Genomic DNA, 17,792 nt, shown 5'->3' with positions numbered 1-17,792 from the left:
ACGTGCCGAACGACCCTGCCCCGCCACCGGAGACCGAGCGACCGTCGAGGAGTCCGTGGAGGACCACTCAACGGAGGAATCGCCAGATGAGCACCGTGATGCGACGGAAGCGCGACGCCGAGATCGTGAGCCCGTTCGACTGGATGGACCGGGTGTTCGACGAGTGGATGCGCTCGTTCCCCCTGCGCGAGCCGTTCGGGTTCGCGTGGGACCGGCTCGGCGACGGCCTGATCCGGGTCGACGAGTACCGCGACGGTGACACCTGGGTGATCCGCGCGGAGCTGCCGGGGATCGACCCCGACGAGGACCTGGAGATCACGGTGGCGGACGGCGTGCTGCGGATCGACGCGGAGCGCCGGATCGAGGACCGCGCGGAGGAGGAGGGCTACGTCCGCCGCGAGCTGCGCTACGGCAGCATGTCCCGCACCCTGCCGCTGCCCGACGGGGTGACCGAGTCCGACATCTCGGCCACCTACCGCGACGGGATCCTGGAGATCCGGGTGAGGGCGCCCCAGCGGGTCGTGGTCGAGCCGACCAAGATCAAGGTGAAGAAGGGGTAGCGGGCCCCGGCACGTGCCGGAGCGTCGGTCCGCCCGGGGCCGACGCTCCGGCGCCGGCCGAACACCGACCGCCACGCCGCGGTTAACGATCACGCCGCCGTTCACGAACCCCCTGGAGGAACGCCCTCGTTCCGGGATGTCCGGTGCGGTTGACGAGGGTTGCGGGTAGCTCGACAGGGGGCCGCGCATGCGCTTCGCGCATCTCGATCCGGTGTGGACCCGTCGCCTGCGCTGGGTGAAGGCCGTCGGGCGCATCGTGAGGAGGGCAGGTGGCGAGATCGTCCGAGTCGCGTCCGCGGCGGCACGAGCGGTCGCACGCGGCTGGGATTCGGTTTCCCGGCTCGTCCGCCGGACCGCACCGCAACCGCGCCGGGGCGGGTGCGAGCGCGCCGTCGTCGACGTGCACGACCGCGTCGTCCGACGCATCCACACCGTCGGCCTCACGCTGCACAACGCGCTCGACGGGCTCCCGTCGAACCACCCCGTCACCGGCCTTCTCACGAGCGCACTCGGCGAGCTCGACGACGCGGTGAAGGAGGTCCAGGACGCCGTCCTCCGGCGGTTCCGGCCCCGTCACGCGCCCGCCGTCCCGTCCTGACGCCCCGACGCCGTCAGGGCCCTTCCGCGCGCCCCGCCGTGACGAACGGCCCTGCCGCCGGCGCGGCCGGCATCCGAGGCTGGCCGCGTACCGCCCGTCAAGTGGGGAGAGAAGGACCGTGGCGAGAAGCCTCGACCGGAAGACGACGCGCCGATGACCGACACGGCCATCGATGAACAGACCGTGCTGGCGGCGCTGCGGCTGGCCATCCGCGCCCCGTCGGTGCACAACAGCCAGCCGTGGAAGTGGCGGGTGTCGGGCAACACGATCGACCTGTTCGCCGACCCGTCCCGCCGCGTCCCCGCGACGGACCCGCAGGGCCGGGACCTGGTGATGAGCTGCGGCGCCGCGCTGCAGCACCTGCTCGTCGCGCTGGCCGCCCTCGGCTGGGCGGGTCGCGTGCGGCGGCTGCCCGACCCCGAGGACCCCGACCACCTCGCCGCGGTCGAGCTCTCCCCCGGCACCCCGACGCAGGCCGACGCCGACCTCACCGCCGTGATCCCGCGCCGGCGCACCGACCGGCGCCGGTTCAGCTCGTGGCCGGTGCCGGGCGAGGTGATCGGCGGGCTCGTGGAACTCGCCGAACGCAACGGGCTCGCCCTGCAGCCGGTGTCGGAACCGCGGCTGCGCTGGCGGTTGTACAAGGCGATCGCGGCGGCCGCCGAGACGCAGGAGGCCGACCCCCGCTACGCCGCGGAGCTCGCCCGCTGGAGCGGGCGCCCGCCTGGCGCGGTGGACGGGGTGCCGTCGGCGAACGCGCCGTGGCCCGCACCGGCGCGGGGCCGGATGCCGATGCGCAGCTTCGCCCAGCCCGCCGTGGTCGAGGCGCCCGGGGAGGGCGAGCCGGAGAACGCCGCCCTCCTGCTGCTGTCGACGTACACCGACACCCGCGCGAGCTGGCTGCGCGCCGGTGAGGTCACCGGCGCCATCCTGCTGTCCGCCACGCTGGCCGGGCTCGCGAGCAGCCCGCTCAGCCAGCCGCTGGAGGTGGACGAAACGCGCGCCTACATCCGCGACCGCGTCGGGGCGCGGGCGAGCACGCACCCGCAGATCCTGCTGCGGCTCGGGTGGGCGCAGCCCGGCGCCCGGCCGCTGCCCGCCACACCGCGCAGGCCGCTCGAGGACGCCGTGACCATCGTGCGCTGAACTCGTGCGCTAGATCCACTCTGTCGGGGATCCACGCCGTCGGCACCGCGGCCGGGTCTGCAGCCCCGGCCGCGGGAACCGTCAGGACAGCTCCCGCTCGGCGTAGACCTTCATCGCGTCACGGATGAACGCCGCGGTGCCGGCGCCGTGCGCGTCGTAGTGCGCGGCGAACCGCGGGTCGGCGACGTACATCTCGCCGAGCCCGGTGAAGGCCGCGGCGTCGGGCTCTCGGCCCTGCCACCCGGCCCTGACCCAGGCGTGGTGCCGGGCTGCGATCGCCTGCACGTCGGCGTCGTCCGGGGACTTCCCCGCGGCGAACGCATCGCCGAACGCACGGGCGATGTCATCCTGCTCCTGCTGGAACGCCCGCTTCTGCTCGTCCGACAGCGACCGCCACCAGCGGTCGCCGGACTCGTAGGCGTCCCTGCCCCACTTCTCGACGACCTCCTCCTCGTAGCGGGTGTGGTCGAAGCCGTCGAAGACCTCTGCTGCCACCAGTTCCTCACCTCCTTCCACCTTGCGCAGCGTCCGCACCGAGTCGATCTGCCGCTCGATCCGCTCTCGCTCGCGCTGCAGGTGCCGCAGGTGCCCCCGCAGCGCCGCGACCTGGTCCTGCTCGCCGTCGAGGACCCTCCCGATGGCGGACAGGCCGAGGCCGAGCTGGCGCAGCAGCAGGATCCGCTGCAGCCGGAGCAGGGCGGCCTGGTCGTAGTAGCGGTACCCGTTCGCCCCGATCCGGCTCGGCTCGAGCAGGCCGAGCGCGTCGTAGTGCCGCAACGTGCGGCTGGTCGTCCCGGCCGCCCGGGCGACCTCCTGGATCGACCACTCCCGTCCCGGCATCCTCGGCGCTCCTCACCGCGTCGGTGACACCACGATGCACGTTGACGCAGCGTCAAGGTCAAGCCGCGGAGTACTCCACGCCGAGCATTCCCGCGAGATCGCGCAGGCACTCCTCGAACACCGGCTCGGCGTCGGTGAACGCGAAGTCCAGCTGGTGCAGGACCTCCATGCACAGCAGGCCGTACAGCCGGACCCAGCAGGCGAGGAAGACGTGCGCGGCCTCCGGTGGCAGCCGGTGGTCGATCGTGGCGCAGTAGGCGACGAGCTGCTCGCGCAGCGACGGCGCCAGGTCGGCCGGGTCGGGCACCGGGAACGGCCGGGTCCGCCACAGCTCGACCACCAGGTCGAGCAGGACCCGCTCGAACCGCGTGCCGGCCTCGTGGCGCACCGAGTCCGGCCGCCGGTCCGGCGCGGGAACCGGGCTCGCGAAGATCCACCCGAACTCCGCGGGGTGGGCCGTCGCCCACGCCCGCATCGCCCGGCAGACCGCGAGCAGCCGATCGCCGAGCGGCGCGTCGGCGCGCCGCTCGCGTTCGGCTTCCATCGCCTCGGTCAGCTCGCGGAAGAAGCCCGCGGTCACCGCGGCGACCAGCTCGTCGTGGCCCGCGTAGTAGTGGTAGAGCGCCGGGCCGCTCATGCCCACCTCCCGGGCGACCGCGTTGACGGTGACCGCGGCCGGCCCGCGCTCGACCAGCAGCTTGCGCGCAGCCGCGTGGATCTCCTCCACGGTCGCCCGCCGCAGCCGCTCCCGCCGCTTGCTCGTGCCCACGGCCATCCCGCCCCTCTCATCCGATCTTCGGCGCCCAGACCTTAGAGCACCTCTGCTAATTTAGAGTCCCTAAGTTGTTCGAGAGCATCTAAGGACGGTCCATGGCACGCAACCCGCTCGCCGCCCTCGCCGAGAAGTACTCGATGGACGCGACGATCACCGTCGCCGAGCAGGTCACCCCCGCGATGCGGCGGGTGCGGCTCGAGACCGACCGCCCGATCGGCTTCCCCTACACCCCGGGCCAGCACGTCCGGATCGAGCTCAGGGACCCGCTGTCCGTGTCGGGCATCCTGCGCCCGGCCGACACGCTGCGCACCTACACGATCTGGGAGCTCGCGCCCGACCGGCGCGCCATCGAGTTGCGCATCCACCTCTACGGGGGCGACGGCATCGGGCTCGCGTGGGCGCGGGCCGCCCGGCCCGGCGACCGGGTGACGTTCTGGTGGCCGCAGTGCGGCTTCTCCACCCGCGAGGCCGCCTACCACGTGTTCATCGGCGAGGAGACCGCCAGCGCGGCGTTCGGGCCGATGCTGCGCGCCCTCGACGACTCGGCCGCCGTCTACGGCGTGGTCGAGGGCGACCGCCCCGAGCACGACCTGCCCCTCCCCCGCGAACGGGCGCTGCGGCGCGTGCACCGGCACGGCGCGCCCGCCGTCGACTCCCGCGTGCTGGCCGCCGCCGTGGCCGAGCTCCAGCTCCCGGCCGAGCCCGGGGCCGCCTACGTCGCGGGCGAGGCCCGGACCTGCCGGATGGTGCGTGACGTGCTGGTGCGCGAGCACGGCTGGCCCCGGACCGCGATCACGGTCAAGCCGTTCTGGGCGCCGGGCAAGCGCGGCCTGCACTGACCGGCGCCCGGCGAGCACCCGTTCCCGGGATCGGGCAACCTGTCGATCGCCACCGGCCACCCGCCCGCCGTGCACGGGATCAGCGGCAACTACATCTTCGACGCCGCGACCAGCGAGGAAGTGCTCATGCGCGACAAGCGCCTCCTGCGGGCCCCGACGATCTTCGCGGCCGCCGCTGCGGCTGGGGGCCGGCCCGCGTATCCGGGCGCGGCCTCGTTCACTAAGCGGGGCGATGGTTCCGTATATTTCTGGAATAACGTTCCGGTTAGCTCCCTCCCACCCGTGAGGACCACCCATGAAGTACCGCCCCCTCGGCCGCACCGGCATCCGCGTGAGCGCGTTCGGCCTCGGCACGCTGATGTTCGCCACGCAGATGGGCAACGACCCCGACGAGTCCGCCCGGATCATCCACAAGGCCCTCGACGCCGGCATCAACCTCGTCGACTGCGCCGACCGCTACGGCGACGCCGAGGAGGTCGTCGGTCGGGCGCTCAAGGGACGGCGCGACGAGGTCGTGCTGGCCACCAAGGTCGGCCTGCCGATGGGCGACGACCCCAACATGCAGGGCGCCTCACGCCGGTGGATCACCCGCGCCCTCGACGACTCCCTGCGCCGCCTCGGCACCGACCACGTCGACATCTACCAGCTGCAGCGGCCCGACCCGTCGACCGACCTCGAGGAGACGCTGTCGGTCCTCACCGACCTCGTGCGGGCCGGGAAGGTGCGTGCGATCGGCTCCTCCACCACGCCCGCCGAGACGATCGTCGAGGCGCAGTGGGTCGCCGAGCGCGCGGGCCTGCAGCGGTTCCGGGTCGAGCAGTCGCCGTACTCGATCCTCAACCGGGGCCGGGAGCGCGACGTCTTCCCCCTCGCCCAGCGCTACGGGATGGGCACGCTGGCGTGGGGCCCGTTCGGGCAGGGCCTGCTCACCGGGCGCGTCCGCAAGCACGGCGCGAACGACCTCCGCCGCGCCGGGTTCTTCCGCCACCTCACCGACGAGCGCCGGCTCGACGTCGTCGAGCAGCTCGTCCGGCTCGCCGACGAGGCGGGGCTGCGGATGACGCACCTGGCCATGGCGTTCGTCATCGCCCACCCGGGCATCACCAGCGCGCTCCTCGGACCGCGGACGATGGCGCACCTCGACGACCTGCTCGAGGGGATCGACGTCGAGCTGTCCGACGACGTGCTCGACCGGATCGACGAGATCGTCCCGCCGGGCACCGACGTCGGTGCGCTCGACCAGGACTACCAGCCGCCCGCGATCCAGCAGCCGGGGCTGCGGCGCCGGCCGCCGGCCGACCGCGCCGCGGCCTGACCGGCCGCCGGCGCCGGGTCAGACGACCCCCAGGCCGCCGTCCACCGACAGGACCACCCCCGTCACGAACGACGCCCGGTCGCTCAGCAGCCACGCCGCCGCCTCGGCGACCTCGTGCGGCCGGGCGCCCCGGTGCAGCGGGGTGGTCGCGTTGAGCTGGTCCACGATGCCCGGGGAGACCTCCTCCCACCGGTCGACCATCTCGGTGAAGGTCGTGCCGGGCGCGATGGCGTTGACCCGGATGCCCTCGGGGCCGAACGTGGCGGCGGCGGACTCGGTCAGGCTGTTGAGCGCCCGCTTCATCGCGCCGTAGGCGGGCAGCACCGCGTTGGCGCGCAGGCTGCCCACGCTGGAGGTGTTCACGATCGCCCCCGGCCCGCGCCCCTCGCGCATGGCCGCCACCTCCGCCGCCATCGCGATCCACTGGCCGCGGAAGTTGACCTGGTAGACGTGGTCGAGCGCCTCGTCGGGCATCCGGTCGAACGGGCCGGGCCGCTGCGGCACGGCGCCGTTGTCGATCGCGACGTCGAGGCGGCCGTGCAGCTGCACGACCCGGTCGACGGCGGCGCGCACGGTGTCGCCGTCGGCCAGGTCGCACACCACGCGGTCGGCGACGCCACCGGCGGCGCGCACCCGCTCGGTCACGTCCGCGAGCTGGGACTCCGTGCGGGCCGTGAGCACGACGGCGGCGCCCTCGCGGGCGAACACCTCGGCCGCGGCCGCGCCGATGCCCCGGCCGGCGCCGGTGATGAGGGCGACCTTGCCGTCGAGCAGGTGCGCCGACGGGTGGGCCGGCGCGCCCTCGTCCGCCGCGGGGCGGAGCTGTGCGGTTGCGTTGTCCATGCCGTCGACGGTGCGCGCGGGCACCGCCGTCAACCAGGCACGGTCGATGGGGGTACGGCCCGGTCCCGGGTGGCGAAGCGGGGTACCGGCGATTCCTGGCTGGCGCGCACCGCCCGGCGCAGACTCGAAGCGTGGACAAGCACGGCCTGGCCGAGTTCCTGCGCAGCAGGCGGGAGCGCATCACGCCCTCCGGCGTGGGGCTGCCCGCCGGGAGGCGCCGCCGGACCCCGGGCCTGCGCCGCGATGAGGTCGCCCGGCTCGCCGCCATCTCCACCGAGTACTACACGCGGCTGGAGCAGGCCCGCGGCCCCCACCCGTCCCGCGAGGTGGTCCGCGGGCTCGCGACGGCGCTGCGCCTCTCCGACGCCGAACGCATCCACCTCCACGAGCTCGCCGGTGTCCCCCTCCCCCGCGCGGGCATCCCCCGCCACGTCCGCCCGAGCGTCCAGCTGCTGCTGGAGCGCCTGCCGTGCTCCCCGGCGTACGTGCTCTCCGCCGACTTCGAGATCCTCGCCTGGAACGACCTCACGACGGCGCTGCTGGGCGACTTCTCCGTGCTGCCGCCGCGGCAGCGCAACTTCGCCCGGTGGCGGTTCCTCGGCGTCCCCGCCGCCTTTCGGCTGCGGTGCGAGGTCCCGGACGCGGGCGAGCTCGGCGAGGCCATCGCGTCGGGCCTGCGCCGCGCCGCCGCCCGCTACCCGGCCGACCCGGACCTCGCGACCCTCGTGGCCGAGCTGCGTGCGGGGTCCGACGAGTTCGCCGCCCTGTGGGGGAGCACCGACGTGCGGGAGGACGCGGCGGGGACCCGCAAGACGCTGCGGCACACCACCGTCGGCGAGATCACGGTCTCCTGCGACGGCCTCGACATCCACGACACCGACCAGCGCGTCGTGATCTACACGGCCGACCCGGGCTCGCCGTCGGAGGAGGCGCTGCGTCTCCTCGACGTCATCGGCACCCAGGCGCTGGAGACGCCCGGGCCGGGTCAGGCGACGGTCGCGCCGCCGTCGACCGGCAGCACCTTCCCGGTGACGTAGTCGGCGCCGATCAGGTAGCCGACGGCCGCCGCGACGTCGTCGGCCGTGCCGACCCGCCCGGCCGGGATCGTCTTGGTGGCCTCGGCGAACTGCGCCTCGCGCTGCTCGTCGGGGAGGAACGACCACCACGCGGTGTCGATGACACCGGGCGAGACCGCGTTGACCCGCAGCGGGGCCAGCTCGCTCGCCAGCGGCGACACCATGCGTTCGATGGCGCCGTTGACCGCGGCCAGAACCGCGCTGCCCGGGATCGCGGCCCTCGCGCTGAGCGCCGAGATCATCGTCACCGACCCGGTGACCCGGGCGTGCTTGATGGCGAACAGGTACGGGAACAGCTTGCCGTCGAACGCCGCCCGGATGCCGGCCATGTCCGTTCCGGCCAGCGGGCCGAGGCCCACGGCCCCCGGGCTGAACGCGAGGACCAGGTGGTCGACGGGACCGGTCCGGTCGAAGAACGCGGCGACGGCGGCCTCGTCGGTGCCGTCCACCCGTTCCGCGGCGGCCACCTGCCCGCGGATCGCCGCCAGCTTCTGCTCGTCGCGACCGGTGACGATCACCTCGGCCCCGGCCGCCGCCTGCTGGAGCGCCGTCGCCCTCCCGATCCCGGACGTCCCGCCCATCACGACCACGCGCATGCGAATCTCCCGAACTTCGGAAATCGATCCTTCCGCGATCGATGGTTCGCCGACGCGCGCGGCCGCTCCAGACAGCGCTTTTTCTAGTAGCAGGACCACCAGGATCCGCGGCGGTTAGGGTGAGGAGGTGCCCACCGTGGACCGGCGCCGGGAGCTGGGCGAGTTCCTGCGCAGCCGCCGCGAGCGGCGCCGCCCCGAGGACGCGGGGCTCGCCGTCGGCGGCCGCCGCCGCACGCCCGGGCTGCGGCGCGAGGAGGTCGCCACGCTCGCCGGGATGAGCGTCACCTGGTACACGTGGCTCGAACAGGGCCGGGCCGTGCAGGCCTCACCGCAGGTCCTGGACAGCCTGGTCGACGTCCTGGACCTCGACCCCGTCGAGCGGGCCCACCTGTTCCGGCTGGCCGGCGAGGTGCCGCCGCGCACCGACGGGTCGGAGCGGACCCAGGACGCCGACCAGTACCAGCCGATGCTCGACCAGTTCGACCCGAACCCGGCGCTGTTGGTCAACCGGCGGTTCGACGTCGTGGCCTGGAACCGGGGCGCCACCGTGCTGTACGGCGACCTGGCGCGCATCGACCCCGAGCGGCGCAACGTCCTGTGGCTGGTGTTCACCTCGGAGCAGGTCCGCGCGACGGCCGACGACTGGGAGGCCGAGGCGGCGCGCACCGTCGCGTTCTTCCGGGCCCAGGTCGGCGCCGCCGTCGACGAGCCCGCGGTGGCGCGGCTGGTCGCGGAGCTGGAGGCCGCGAGCCCCGACTTCGCCCGCATCTGGAGCCGCCGCGAGCTGGCCGCCCGGCCCACCGACCGGCGCACGGTCCACCACCCGGCGCTGGGCCGGGTGGAGTTCCGGCTCACGAAGATGCGCACGCTCGACGACGAGCACACGCTCGTCGCGTTCCTGGCACCACCGGGCTCCGGCGCGGCCGACCGGCTCGCCGCCCTCGTCGCGCCCGACCACGGCTGACGGCGCCCACCGCCCCACCGTGTTCGCCGCGGACGACGAGGTCGTCGGGATCACCGTCAGGACCCGCGGGGACGTCGACGACCCCCACAACCTCCGGCTCGTGCGCGACATCCGGGCGCTCCCGGCCCCGCCGGCGCCGACGAGGTGCTCGTCTGCGGTGACGGCAGCCCGGCGATGAGCCTGGACAACACCGAGGCGACCGTGGCCGCACTGCCCCGTGACTCGCCTTCGTCGGGCTGACGGCGCTGGTGCTGCTCGCCGTCGCCTTCCGCTCGATCCTCGTGCCGCTGAAGGCCGTCGTCGTGTTCCTGTCCCTCGGCGCGTCGCTCCGGCCTCGTGGGCCTCGGGTTCCCGGAGGGGGCCTTCGCCGGGGTGCTCGCCTTCTTCGTCGTCGGCACGACCACGTGTGGACGCTCGGGATCATCATCACGATCGCGCTCGGGCTCGGCACCGACTACCCGCGCCGCGCTGCTCATGATCACGGCGCTCGCCACGATGGGTCCCGGCGCGACGTCCCACCGGCGGCCGGCCGGGCCGGGGCCGGGCGCCGGTCCGGCGCGACGCCCGCCGTACCGGATCACGCCGCGTGATCACCCACGTACCGGGGCGGGCCGATCGCCGCGCGGTCGGCACGGCTCGCACGAAGACCGGGCGTTCCCGGCCGGGGGAATCGGGTACCCGTAGCCCTCCATGCAACACGGCCAGAGGGGCGAGGAGGCCGGACATGAGCACGTTGCGCAACGGAGGCGGATTCCGCGCAGGACTCGGTGGCGAGCTGCTGTCGGAGTTCCTCGGCACGTTCATCCTCATCCTGTTCGGATGTGGTTCGGTCGCTGTGGCGGTGGCCGGACTCCCCGGATCCGGCAGGCAGGAGACGCCCTTCGACGCCGCCAACTGGTTGATCATCGCCTTCGGCTGGGCGCTGGCGGTCGTCTTCGGCGTCTACGTCGCGGGCGGGGTGAGCGGCGCCCACATCAACCCCGCCGTGACCCTGGCGTTCGCGGTGCGGCGCGCCTTCCCCTGGAGCAAGGTCGGGCCCTACTGGATCGCCCAGCTGCTCGGGGCGTTCGCCGCCGCGGCGCTGGTCTACGCCCTGTACGCACCCGCGATCGACGCGTTCAACGCCGCGAACGGCTTCGCGACGCGGGACCAGTCCCTGTCCACGTTCGCGATCTTCGCGACCTTCCCCGCCGAGTACTTCCAGGGCGGTTGGTGGGGTCCGCTGCTCGACCAGATCGTCGGCACGGCGGTCCTCGTCGGGCTCGTCGCGGCGCTGATCGACAACCGCAACCAGGCACCCCTGTCGAACCTGGCCCCCTTCCTGATCGGCCTGGTCGTCGGCGCGATCGGGCTCTCCATCGGCACCAACGCCGGTTACGCCATCAACCCGGCCCGCGACCTCGGGCCGCGCCTGTTCACCGCGCTCGCCGGGTGGGGCGAGCTGGCGTTCCCCGGCGCGGGGCAGTGGTTCGACAACTACTGGTGGATCCCGATCGTCGGCCCGCTGATCGGCGGGGTGGTCGGGATCGTCGTCTACGACCTCTTCATCGGCGGCGTCCTGGCCACCCGGCTCGACCGACGACCGGAAGACCGGGAGCCGACGCCGGAGGTCGGCCGCGTGCCGGCGGACGACGACGCAGACCGGCCGCAGGGGTAGCCGCTCGCCCCCGGCCCCGGGGGTCGGCACGGCGCGCACCGGTCGACCCTTCCACTATGACAGCTGTCATGATACGAAGGCGGGGTGGGAGCACGTCAGTCCGGCCGGGGCGGGTCGCCCGCCCGCCCCGCCGCGCGCAGCAGGGGCGCGAGCTCGGCGACGACGATGTCCAGCGGCGCCGTCTCCCGGTTCACCCGGGACCACATGATCGCCCCCTCGAGGGCACTGATCATCAGGACGGCGAGGCTGCGGGCGCGGTCGGCCGGCACGCCCATGCCCACGAGCTCGTCGACCACGGCGCCCTCCCACCGCGCGAGCGCCCGGCGCAACGGCGGGTTGACCGCGGACTCGCCACCCGCCAGGTCGGCCGCGGTCGCCATCACCGGGCACCCGCGCTCGTACCCGCGGGAGGCGAACTCGTCCTTCCAGGGCTGGACGACGTGGGCGAACAACCCGTCCGGTGACGGTGCGTCCGCGGTCTCCCGGTAGGAGGCGACCCACCGTGCCGCGAAGTCCCCCGCCCACTCGACCGCCTCCCCGACGAGCTGGTCCTTCCCGCCGGGGAAGTAGTGCTGGAACGAGCCGCGCGGGGCGCTCGCGTGCTCGACCACGTCGCGCACGCCGGTGGCCGTCACCCCGCGGGCGCGGATGAGCTGGGCAGCGCTGTAGACCATGCGCTCCCGCGGGCGGCGCTGCGCCGTCGACGGCTGGGCGGTGGGCGACTGCGGGTCGGCCATGGCGCTCCCCTCGACGTTCTATGACAACCGACATAGTAGGTGCGGATGACCATCGGCTTCCTGGGCCTCGGCGTCATGGGCGGACCCATGGCGCTCAACCTCGCCCGCGCCGGAACGGCGCTCGTCGTGTGGAACCGCTCGGCCGACAAGTGCGACCCGCTGCGCGCGGCCGGGGCGAAGGTGGCCGCGAGCCCCGCCGAGGTGTTCGCCGAGGCGCCCGTCGTGCTGCTCATGCTGGCGAGCGGGGCGGCGGTCGACGCCGTCCTCGGCCGCGGCCCGGCCGGGTTCGCCGTCGACGTGGCCGGGCGCACGGTCGTCCACATGGGTACGACCCCGCCCGACTACTCGCGCCGACTGGAAGCCGACGTCCGCGCCGCGGGCGGCAGCTACGTCGAGGCGCCGGTCTCCGGCTCCCGGGTACCGGCCGAGACCGGGCAGCTCGTGGCGATGCTGGCCGGCGACCCGGCCGCAGTGGATCGCGTCCGCCCGCTGCTCGGCCCGGTGTGCCGCGCGGCCGTCGAGTGCGGGCCGGTGCCGAACGCGCTGCTGATGAAGTACGCGGTCAACGTCTTCCTCATCACGATGGTGACCGGGCTGGTCGAGGCCACCCACTTCGCCGAAGCCCACGGCCTGGATCTCGAGCGGTTCGCGGCCGTTGTGGACGCGGGCCCCATGGCCAGCAGCGTGTCGCGGGTGAAGACGCGCAAGCTGGTCGACCGGGACTTCCGGGTCCAGGCCGCCGTCGCGGACGTGTTGCTGAACAACTGCACCCCGATCGCGGAGGAGGCGCGGCGGGCCGGCATCGCCTCTCCCCTGCTCGACGCCTGCCACGCCCTGTTCCGCGAGACCCACGAGCTGGGCCTCGCCGGCTCCGACATGGTGGCCGTGGTCCGGGCGATCGAGCGACGCACCGCAGCGCTCGGATGAGCGAGGTCGTCGGGCTCACCCTTCCGATCTTCGGCGTCATGGCCCTCGGCTGGACGGCGACGCGGACCGGCCTCCTGCCCGCCGCCGCGCTCGACGCGCTGAGCGCGTTCGCGTTCCGCTTCGCGTTGCCGGCCCTGGTGTTCCGGCTCGTCGGCGGCCGGCCGCTGTCCTCGCTCGACCCGGCGTTCTGCGGCGGCTACCTGCTCGCCGGGAGCGTCGTCTTCGCGCTCGTGTTCGCGGTCGCGCGGTTCCTTCGCCGCGCCCCCGTCGCGGCGGCGGGCGCGCGGTCCACCGCCGCGTCGGTCGGCAACCTCGGGTTCCTCGGGCCGCCCCTGGTGGTGGCCTTCTTCGGCGAACGCGGAGCCGGTCCGCTCGCCATGGCGATCCTGGCCGAGATCACGGTCGTGCTCTCGGTCGGCGCCGTCCTCATGAGCACCGCCCGCAGCGAACGCGCGGGCACGGCGGCTCTCCTGGTCCGCGGAACCGTGCAGAACCCGGTCGTCGTCGCGATCCTGCTGGGCGGCGCGTTCGCCGCGACCGGCGCGGCGTTGCCGGCACCGGCCGACGACTTCCTCGGTTTCCTCGGGGCCGCGGCCGGCCCCACCGCGCTCTTCGCGCTCGGCGGGGCGCTGGCGGCCCAGCGCATCGGGCGGGGCACCGTCGCCGTCGCCGCCGGGGTGGCCGCCGCGAAGCTCGTCGCCCACCCCGCGCTCGCCTGGTGGGTGCTGGGTCCGCTGCTGCGCCTCGAGCCGTTCTGGGTGCAGTCCGGCGTGCTGCTGGCCGCGCTGCCGACGGCGGGGAACGTCTACCTCGTCGCGCAGCACTACCGGGCCGACGCCGACCAGGTCTCCGCCGCGGCGCTGGTGTCGACGGTGGCGAGCATCGCGACCGTTCCCCTCGCCGCCGCGTGGGCCCTCCCCTGAAGGACCCGAGGGCGGACCTGGTCCGCGACCGCGCGGCGGTCAGGCCGCGGCGGCGCGGATGCAGGCGCCCGCCTGCAGCACCCCGCGCGGGTCGTACGTGCGGGAGATCTCGGCGAGCCGCTCGAGGGTGTCGGGCCGGTAGGCCCGGCGGGCGGTGTCGACGTCGTGCGGCGGGCCGAAGTTGGGCCAGACCCCGCCGGTGTCCCACGGGGTGAGCGCCGCGAAGACCCGCTCCGCGTGCGGGCGGGTGGCCGGGTCGGGCGCCATGCCGACGACCAGGACGCTGTAGCGGGCGTCGCGGTGGTCGAACGCGCTCGGGTGCTGCCCCACCCGCGCGTACGCCCCGCCGAGTTGGCGGACCTCGACCAGCACCTGCGGGGAGCCGGACCCGGGCCCGGCGAGCGCGAGCAGCTGTGCCGCGGTCTCGGCCGTGAAGTCGGTGAGCAGCGTCGCCGGGTCGATGATGGGCATCGGGTCGACCGGGTCGGCGTGCACCGAGTCGATCGCCGTGTACGGCTTGATCGCCGCGTCGTCGAGGATCACCGGGGCGACCCCGCGGATCTCGTCGAGCAGCCGCGCGCCGCGGCCCGTTTCCCCGGTCCACGCGAATCGCAGGCCCAGCGTGAGGCGGCCGGCGAGCTGCGGCGGCACCCCCGGGATGGGTGGAAGCTGGAACAGCGCGAACGACGTCGTGGCCTGCTCGGGCAGCGCGGCCGACCAGCTGCGCCACACGTCGATCACGCGGGGCGCGTCGACGCCGTCGAAGTAGAGGGAACCGCCGTAGAACCGCGGCAGGTGCACGAGGTCGAACTCGACGGCCGTCACGATGCCCGCGGCGCCCTTGCCGCCGCGCAGTGCGAAGTAGAGGTCCGGGTGCTCGGTCGGGGTGGCCCGCCGCAGCTCGCCGTCGCCGGTGACCACGTCGAAGGCGCGCACGCGGTCGGCGGCGAGGCCGAACGTGCGGATCAGTGGGCCGACCCCGCCGCCGGCGGTGTAGCCGACGACGCCGACGTCGCTCGAGGACCCGCACAGGGGCGCGAGGCCGTGCGGCGCGGCGGCCTCGATCACGCGTGCCCACTTCACGCCGGCGCCGACCCGCGCCCAGCCCGAGGGGTGGACGGTGACCTCGTCCAGCTCCGCCGTCGTGACCAGGACGCGGCCCGCGAGCGACGACACGGCCCCGTGCCCGGTGGCCTGCACGCCGGCGGTGAGGCCGTGCTCGCCCGCGAAGCGGACGGTGGCCGCCACGTCCCGCGCGGTGCGCGCCGCGACGACCACGGCGGGTCGCATCGGGATGGCGAGGTTCCACGGGGTGACGAGCGCGTCGTACGCCTCGTCGGCCGGGACGTGGACCGGCCCGTCCAGCTGCGCACGCAGCTGGTCGAGGGGGATCTCGGCGCCCTGCGCGGCGGTCAGGTCGGTGCTCAGGCTCATGGTGGTCCTCCGTGTCGAACGGCTTGCGGAGGACTCTGGGCCCGGCCGGTTGGCGAAACCTTGCGACAGCCTTGAGAAAGCCGTCAGGAGCCGTCGTCCGACCGCTGGTCCGGGCCGGGAACAACCCGTTCGGGGGACGGCCCGACCACAGGACGTACGAGGCGCCGGGCTCCCTCCCGCCGGGGAAGGTCGAGGTCTTCGTCTCAGCGTCGTCACAGGGCCGGTCTGCGACCGTGCCGGGCAATGGGTGCGAACGGATCAGGGCGGACGCAGGCGACTGCCGGGGCGTCCCCGGCGGCCGGGGCCGGTTCCCGCGTGGCGTGGGTGGACGCCGCCAAGGGGTTGTCGATCGTCCTCGTGGTCCTCCACCACGCGGTGTACTTCCTCGACACGTCGGGGCTCGCACCGCTGCCCGTCGTGGCGGGCAACGAGGCGCTCGCGTCGCTGCGCATGCCGCTGTTCTTCCTGGCGTCCGGGTTGTTCGTGGCCGGGCCGCTCGCCGCGCCGTGGCGCACGCTGCTGCACAAGCGCGTGGCGTTCTTCCTGTGGCTCTACCTGCTGTGGACGACGATCCGGTTCACGTTCTTCGCCACGCTCGTGCCGGAGGGCGTCGACCCCGACGACTCGGCGAACCCGCTGAACGTGCTCCTCGCGCTGGTGCTGCCCGGCCCGAGCATGTGGTTCCTGTACGCCCTCGCGCTGTTCTCGGTCGTCGGCAAGCTGCTGCGGCCCGTCCCGGTGGCGGTGCAGCTGGCCGCGTCGGGGGTGTTGTCGGCGGTGGCCGGGGCCGGCCTGCTCGAGATCGACTCGCGGTGGGTCGCCATCTGCCGCTTCCTGTTCTTCTTCCTGCTCGGCTGGCACGCCAAGCGGTTGGTCGAGGGCGTGGCGCGGGCGAGCAACCTGCCGCTGGTCGCGGCGGCAGCGGCGGTCTGCGTCGCGGCGGCGGGCGGCGCGGTCGCGCTCGGCCTGCGGACGGCGCCGGGCGTGGCGTGGCTGCTCAACTGCCTCGCCGTGAGCTTCGGCGTCCTGTTCGCCGGCTGGATCACCCGGTACGCGATCGGCAGGCCGCTGGTCGCCCTCGGCCGGCGGACGCTGCCGATCTACCTGATCCACATGCTGCCGCTGGCGCTGGTCGTGGGCGCGGTCCGCCACCTCGCGCTGCCGACCGCGGTCGCCTACGCGCTCCCGTTCGCGATGACGGCCGTGTTGATCGGGCTGTCGCTGGCGGCGCAGAAGGCGCTGGTGGCGGCGGGCGGGACGTGGCTGTTCGCGCTGCCGGACCGCCTCGCGTACCGCCCGGCGAGCGCGGCGCCGGCGCGCGAGCCCGCGCTCGCGGGCCGCCCGCCGTCCGGGTGATCAGCGCAGGTCGCGGAAGAACGCGCTGATGTCGGCGGCGAGCAGCCCCGGCTCCTCCAGCGCGGCGAAGTGCCCGCCCCGCGGCATCGGGGTGTAGCGGGCGAGGCGGTAGGTTCGCTCGACCCAGCTGCGCGGCGGCCGCCCGCCGAGGTCGTGCGGGAAGAGCGCGATCGCGGTCGGTACCTCGACCCGCTCGACGCGCGGGGTGACCCCCCGGGCGCGCTCGTAGTAGGGCCGGAACGACGTCGAGATCGAGCCGGTGAACCAGTACAGCGACGCCTGGGTGAGCAGGAAGTCGTCGCCGAACCGGCCGGCCGGGTCGCCGGCGCAGTCGCTCCACGCCCGGTACTTCTCCAGGATCCACGCGAGCAGGCCCGCAGGTGAGTCGGACAGCCCCTGGGCGAGGGTGAGCGGGCGGGTCTGCTGCTGGTGGGAGTAACCGCGCTCGGCGTCGAACCAGGCCCGCTCCGCATCGAGGTAGGCGCGCTCGGCGTCGGTCGCCCCGCCCGGGTCGGCGTCGGGCGGGTCGGCGACGGACAGCAGGTGCAGGCCCACCACGGCCTCCGGGTGGGCCTGTGCGAGCAGGCTGCACTCCCCCGCGCCGAGGTCCGAGCCGTGCGCGCCGTAGCGGGCGAAGCCGAGCACGTCGTGCATGAGCCGGTGCAGGAGGTCGTGGACCAGCGGTCCGGTGTCGAGGCCGGGCCGCTGTGCCGACAGCCCGAACCCGGGCAGGCTCGGCACGACCACGGTGAACGCGTCCTCCGGGCGGCCCCCGTGGCGCGACGGGGTCGACAGCCGCTCGGCCAGACCGACGAGCTCGAGGAACGAGCTGGGCCAGCCGTTGACGAGCACGAGCGGCAGCGCACCGGCGCGCTCGGCGTCGAAGCGCAGGTAGTGCACCGCGGTGCCGTCGATGTCGGCGAACCCGGACGGCAGGGCGTTGATCGCGGCCTCGTGCGCACGCCAGTCGTAGCCCGACGCCCAGTGCGCGACGAGCCGGCGCAGCTCGACGCCGTCGGTTCCGGCCTCCCACGCGTCGACCGGCCACGGGGTCGCCCACCTCGTCGCGCGCAGCCGCGCGCGGAGGTCGGCGACGTCGGCGTCGGGCACCTGCAGCACCTGCTCCGGCACGGGGTCCTCCACTCGTCGGTCGACACCGCCGAAAGCTAATACCGGTGTCGGCGTACCGCAACACCAGTGAGCGGT

Annotated in this window: 18 protein-coding genes and 1 pseudogene; 12 read left to right on the top strand and 7 right to left on the bottom strand. The window is 74.4% G+C overall.

Annotated elements, in window-relative coordinates; translation table 11 throughout:
- The first annotated feature begins 86 nt into the window (after positions 1-86).
- The 3 genes from VKZ81_RS16505 (at position 87) to VKZ81_RS16495 (ending at position 2,304) form a co-directional block, all read left to right on the top strand.
- A complete protein-coding gene (locus VKZ81_RS16505) occupies positions 87-560 on the top strand; it encodes an Hsp20/alpha crystallin family protein (protein WP_324242461.1) in 474 nt (157 codons plus the stop codon).
- Positions 561-960: 400 nt separating this feature from the next.
- A complete protein-coding gene (locus VKZ81_RS16500; protein WP_324242460.1) occupies positions 961-1,158 on the top strand; it encodes a hypothetical protein in 198 nt (65 codons plus the stop codon).
- Between the two features lie 153 nt (positions 1,159-1,311).
- Positions 1,312-2,304, top strand: a complete 993-nt coding sequence (locus VKZ81_RS16495; protein ID WP_324242459.1) for an Acg family FMN-binding oxidoreductase — start codon at positions 1,312-1,314, stop codon at positions 2,302-2,304.
- An 81-nt stretch (positions 2,305-2,385) separates the two neighbouring features.
- On the opposite strand, the gene VKZ81_RS16490 is transcribed toward VKZ81_RS16495, so the two are convergent.
- A complete protein-coding gene (locus tag VKZ81_RS16490) occupies positions 2,386-3,144 on the bottom strand; it encodes a MerR family transcriptional regulator (RefSeq protein ID WP_324242458.1) in 759 nt (252 codons plus the stop codon).
- 58 nt (positions 3,145-3,202) lie between these two features.
- Positions 3,203-3,919, bottom strand: a complete 717-nt coding sequence (locus VKZ81_RS16485; protein ID WP_324242457.1) for a TetR/AcrR family transcriptional regulator — start codon at positions 3,917-3,919, stop codon at positions 3,203-3,205.
- 95 nt (positions 3,920-4,014) lie between these two features.
- On the opposite strand from VKZ81_RS16485, the gene VKZ81_RS16480 reads away from it, so the two are divergent.
- From VKZ81_RS16480 to VKZ81_RS16475, 3 genes and pseudogenes are all read left to right on the top strand, one after another.
- Positions 4,015-4,758, top strand: coding sequence for a siderophore-interacting protein (locus VKZ81_RS16480; protein WP_324242456.1), 744 nt, complete (start codon positions 4,015-4,017; stop codon positions 4,756-4,758).
- Positions 4,759-4,827: 69 nt separating this feature from the next.
- A pseudogene (locus VKZ81_RS35155) lies at positions 4,828-5,022 on the top strand (hypothetical protein); the annotation flags it as partial.
- A 31-nt stretch (positions 5,023-5,053) separates the two neighbouring features.
- Positions 5,054-6,073, top strand: coding sequence for an aldo/keto reductase (locus VKZ81_RS16475; RefSeq protein WP_324242455.1), 1,020 nt, complete (start codon positions 5,054-5,056; stop codon positions 6,071-6,073).
- 18 nt (positions 6,074-6,091) lie between these two features.
- On the opposite strand, the gene VKZ81_RS16470 is transcribed toward VKZ81_RS16475, so the two are convergent.
- On the bottom strand, positions 6,092-6,916 hold the full coding sequence (locus tag VKZ81_RS16470) for an SDR family NAD(P)-dependent oxidoreductase (RefSeq protein ID WP_324242454.1): 825 nt from the start codon (positions 6,914-6,916) through the stop codon (positions 6,092-6,094).
- A 131-nt stretch (positions 6,917-7,047) separates the two neighbouring features.
- Between VKZ81_RS16470 and VKZ81_RS16465 the strand changes: the two genes are divergently transcribed.
- Positions 7,048-7,953 carry a helix-turn-helix transcriptional regulator gene (locus tag VKZ81_RS16465; protein WP_324242453.1) on the top strand — a complete coding sequence of 302 codons (906 nt, stop codon included), beginning with the start codon at positions 7,048-7,050 and terminating at the stop codon, positions 7,951-7,953.
- Here the strand turns inward: VKZ81_RS16465 and VKZ81_RS16460 are convergent.
- On the bottom strand, positions 7,902-8,588 hold the full coding sequence (locus VKZ81_RS16460) for an SDR family oxidoreductase (RefSeq protein ID WP_324242452.1): 687 nt from the start codon (positions 8,586-8,588) through the stop codon (positions 7,902-7,904). The genes VKZ81_RS16465 and VKZ81_RS16460 overlap by 52 nt on opposite strands.
- A gap of 127 nt (positions 8,589-8,715) precedes the next feature.
- Between VKZ81_RS16460 and VKZ81_RS16455 the strand changes: the two genes are divergently transcribed.
- Positions 8,716-9,552, top strand: a complete 837-nt coding sequence (locus VKZ81_RS16455) for a helix-turn-helix transcriptional regulator (protein ID WP_324242451.1) — start codon at positions 8,716-8,718, stop codon at positions 9,550-9,552.
- Between the two features lie 724 nt (positions 9,553-10,276).
- Positions 10,277-11,209, top strand: coding sequence for an MIP/aquaporin family protein (locus VKZ81_RS16450; protein ID WP_324242450.1), 933 nt, complete (start codon positions 10,277-10,279; stop codon positions 11,207-11,209).
- A 95-nt stretch (positions 11,210-11,304) separates the two neighbouring features.
- Here the strand turns inward: VKZ81_RS16450 and VKZ81_RS16445 are convergent, their stop codons facing one another.
- Complete coding sequence (locus tag VKZ81_RS16445) at positions 11,305-11,946, bottom strand: TetR/AcrR family transcriptional regulator (RefSeq protein ID WP_324242449.1); 642 nt, start codon at positions 11,944-11,946, stop codon at positions 11,305-11,307.
- A gap of 45 nt (positions 11,947-11,991) precedes the next feature.
- On the opposite strand from VKZ81_RS16445, the gene VKZ81_RS16440 reads away from it, so the two are divergent.
- Together VKZ81_RS16440 and VKZ81_RS16435 are read left to right on the top strand one after the other, a co-directional pair.
- Positions 11,992-12,873, top strand: coding sequence for an NAD(P)-dependent oxidoreductase (locus tag VKZ81_RS16440; protein ID WP_324242448.1), 882 nt, complete (start codon positions 11,992-11,994; stop codon positions 12,871-12,873).
- Entirely contained in the window at positions 12,870-13,796 is a 927-nt protein-coding gene (locus VKZ81_RS16435) for an AEC family transporter (RefSeq protein WP_324242447.1), read from the top strand. The genes VKZ81_RS16440 and VKZ81_RS16435 overlap by 4 nt, the downstream gene beginning before the upstream one ends.
- Before the next feature lie 39 nt (positions 13,797-13,835).
- On the opposite strand, the gene VKZ81_RS16430 is transcribed toward VKZ81_RS16435, so the two are convergent.
- Positions 13,836-15,230 carry an FAD-binding oxidoreductase gene (locus VKZ81_RS16430; RefSeq protein ID WP_324242446.1) on the bottom strand — a complete coding sequence of 465 codons (1,395 nt, stop codon included), beginning with the start codon at positions 15,228-15,230 and terminating at the stop codon, positions 13,836-13,838.
- Positions 15,231-15,545: 315 nt separating this feature from the next.
- Between VKZ81_RS16430 and VKZ81_RS16425 the strand changes: the two genes are divergently transcribed.
- Complete coding sequence (locus VKZ81_RS16425; RefSeq protein WP_324242445.1) at positions 15,546-16,586, top strand: acyltransferase family protein; 1,041 nt, start codon at positions 15,546-15,548, stop codon at positions 16,584-16,586.
- Here the strand turns inward: VKZ81_RS16425 and VKZ81_RS16420 are convergent, their stop codons facing one another.
- Positions 16,587-17,717, bottom strand: coding sequence for an epoxide hydrolase family protein (locus VKZ81_RS16420; RefSeq protein ID WP_324242444.1), 1,131 nt, complete (start codon positions 17,715-17,717; stop codon positions 16,587-16,589).
- Positions 17,718-17,792: the final 75 nt, after the last annotated feature.

The sequence above is a fragment of the Pseudonocardia sp. genome (assembly GCF_035305885.1).
GTDB lineage: Bacteria > Actinomycetota > Actinomycetes > Mycobacteriales > Pseudonocardiaceae > Pseudonocardia.
The sequence above is the reverse complement of the archived record's forward strand: the minus strand, read 5'-3'. Positions and strand labels throughout refer to the sequence as shown.

Bases quoted from the DNA above. Each gene is read 5' to 3' on its own strand.
- VKZ81_RS16505 (WP_324242461.1), top strand. From the start codon at position 87: ATGAGCACCGTGATGCGACGGAAGCGCGACGCCGAGATCGTGAGCCCG.
- VKZ81_RS16495 (WP_324242459.1), top strand. From the start codon at position 1,312: ATGACCGACACGGCCATCGATGAACAGACCGTGCTGGCGGCGCTGCGG.
- VKZ81_RS16490 (WP_324242458.1), bottom strand. From the start codon at position 3,144: ATGCCGGGACGGGAGTGGTCGATCCAGGAGGTCGCCCGGGCGGCCGGG.
- VKZ81_RS16485 (WP_324242457.1), bottom strand. From the start codon at position 3,919: ATGGCCGTGGGCACGAGCAAGCGGCGGGAGCGGCTGCGGCGGGCGACC.
- VKZ81_RS16480 (WP_324242456.1), top strand. From the start codon at position 4,015: ATGGCACGCAACCCGCTCGCCGCCCTCGCCGAGAAGTACTCGATGGAC.
- VKZ81_RS16475 (WP_324242455.1), top strand. From the start codon at position 5,054: ATGAAGTACCGCCCCCTCGGCCGCACCGGCATCCGCGTGAGCGCGTTC.
- VKZ81_RS16470 (WP_324242454.1), bottom strand. From the start codon at position 6,916: ATGGACAACGCAACCGCACAGCTCCGCCCCGCGGCGGACGAGGGCGCG.
- VKZ81_RS16460 (WP_324242452.1), bottom strand. From the start codon at position 8,588: ATGCGCGTGGTCGTGATGGGCGGGACGTCCGGGATCGGGAGGGCGACG.
- VKZ81_RS16450 (WP_324242450.1), top strand. From the start codon at position 10,277: ATGAGCACGTTGCGCAACGGAGGCGGATTCCGCGCAGGACTCGGTGGC.
- VKZ81_RS16445 (WP_324242449.1), bottom strand. From the start codon at position 11,946: ATGGCCGACCCGCAGTCGCCCACCGCCCAGCCGTCGACGGCGCAGCGC.
- VKZ81_RS16440 (WP_324242448.1), top strand. From the start codon at position 11,992: ATGACCATCGGCTTCCTGGGCCTCGGCGTCATGGGCGGACCCATGGCG.
- VKZ81_RS16435 (WP_324242447.1), top strand. From the start codon at position 12,870: ATGAGCGAGGTCGTCGGGCTCACCCTTCCGATCTTCGGCGTCATGGCC.
- VKZ81_RS16430 (WP_324242446.1), bottom strand. From the start codon at position 15,230: ATGAGCCTGAGCACCGACCTGACCGCCGCGCAGGGCGCCGAGATCCCC.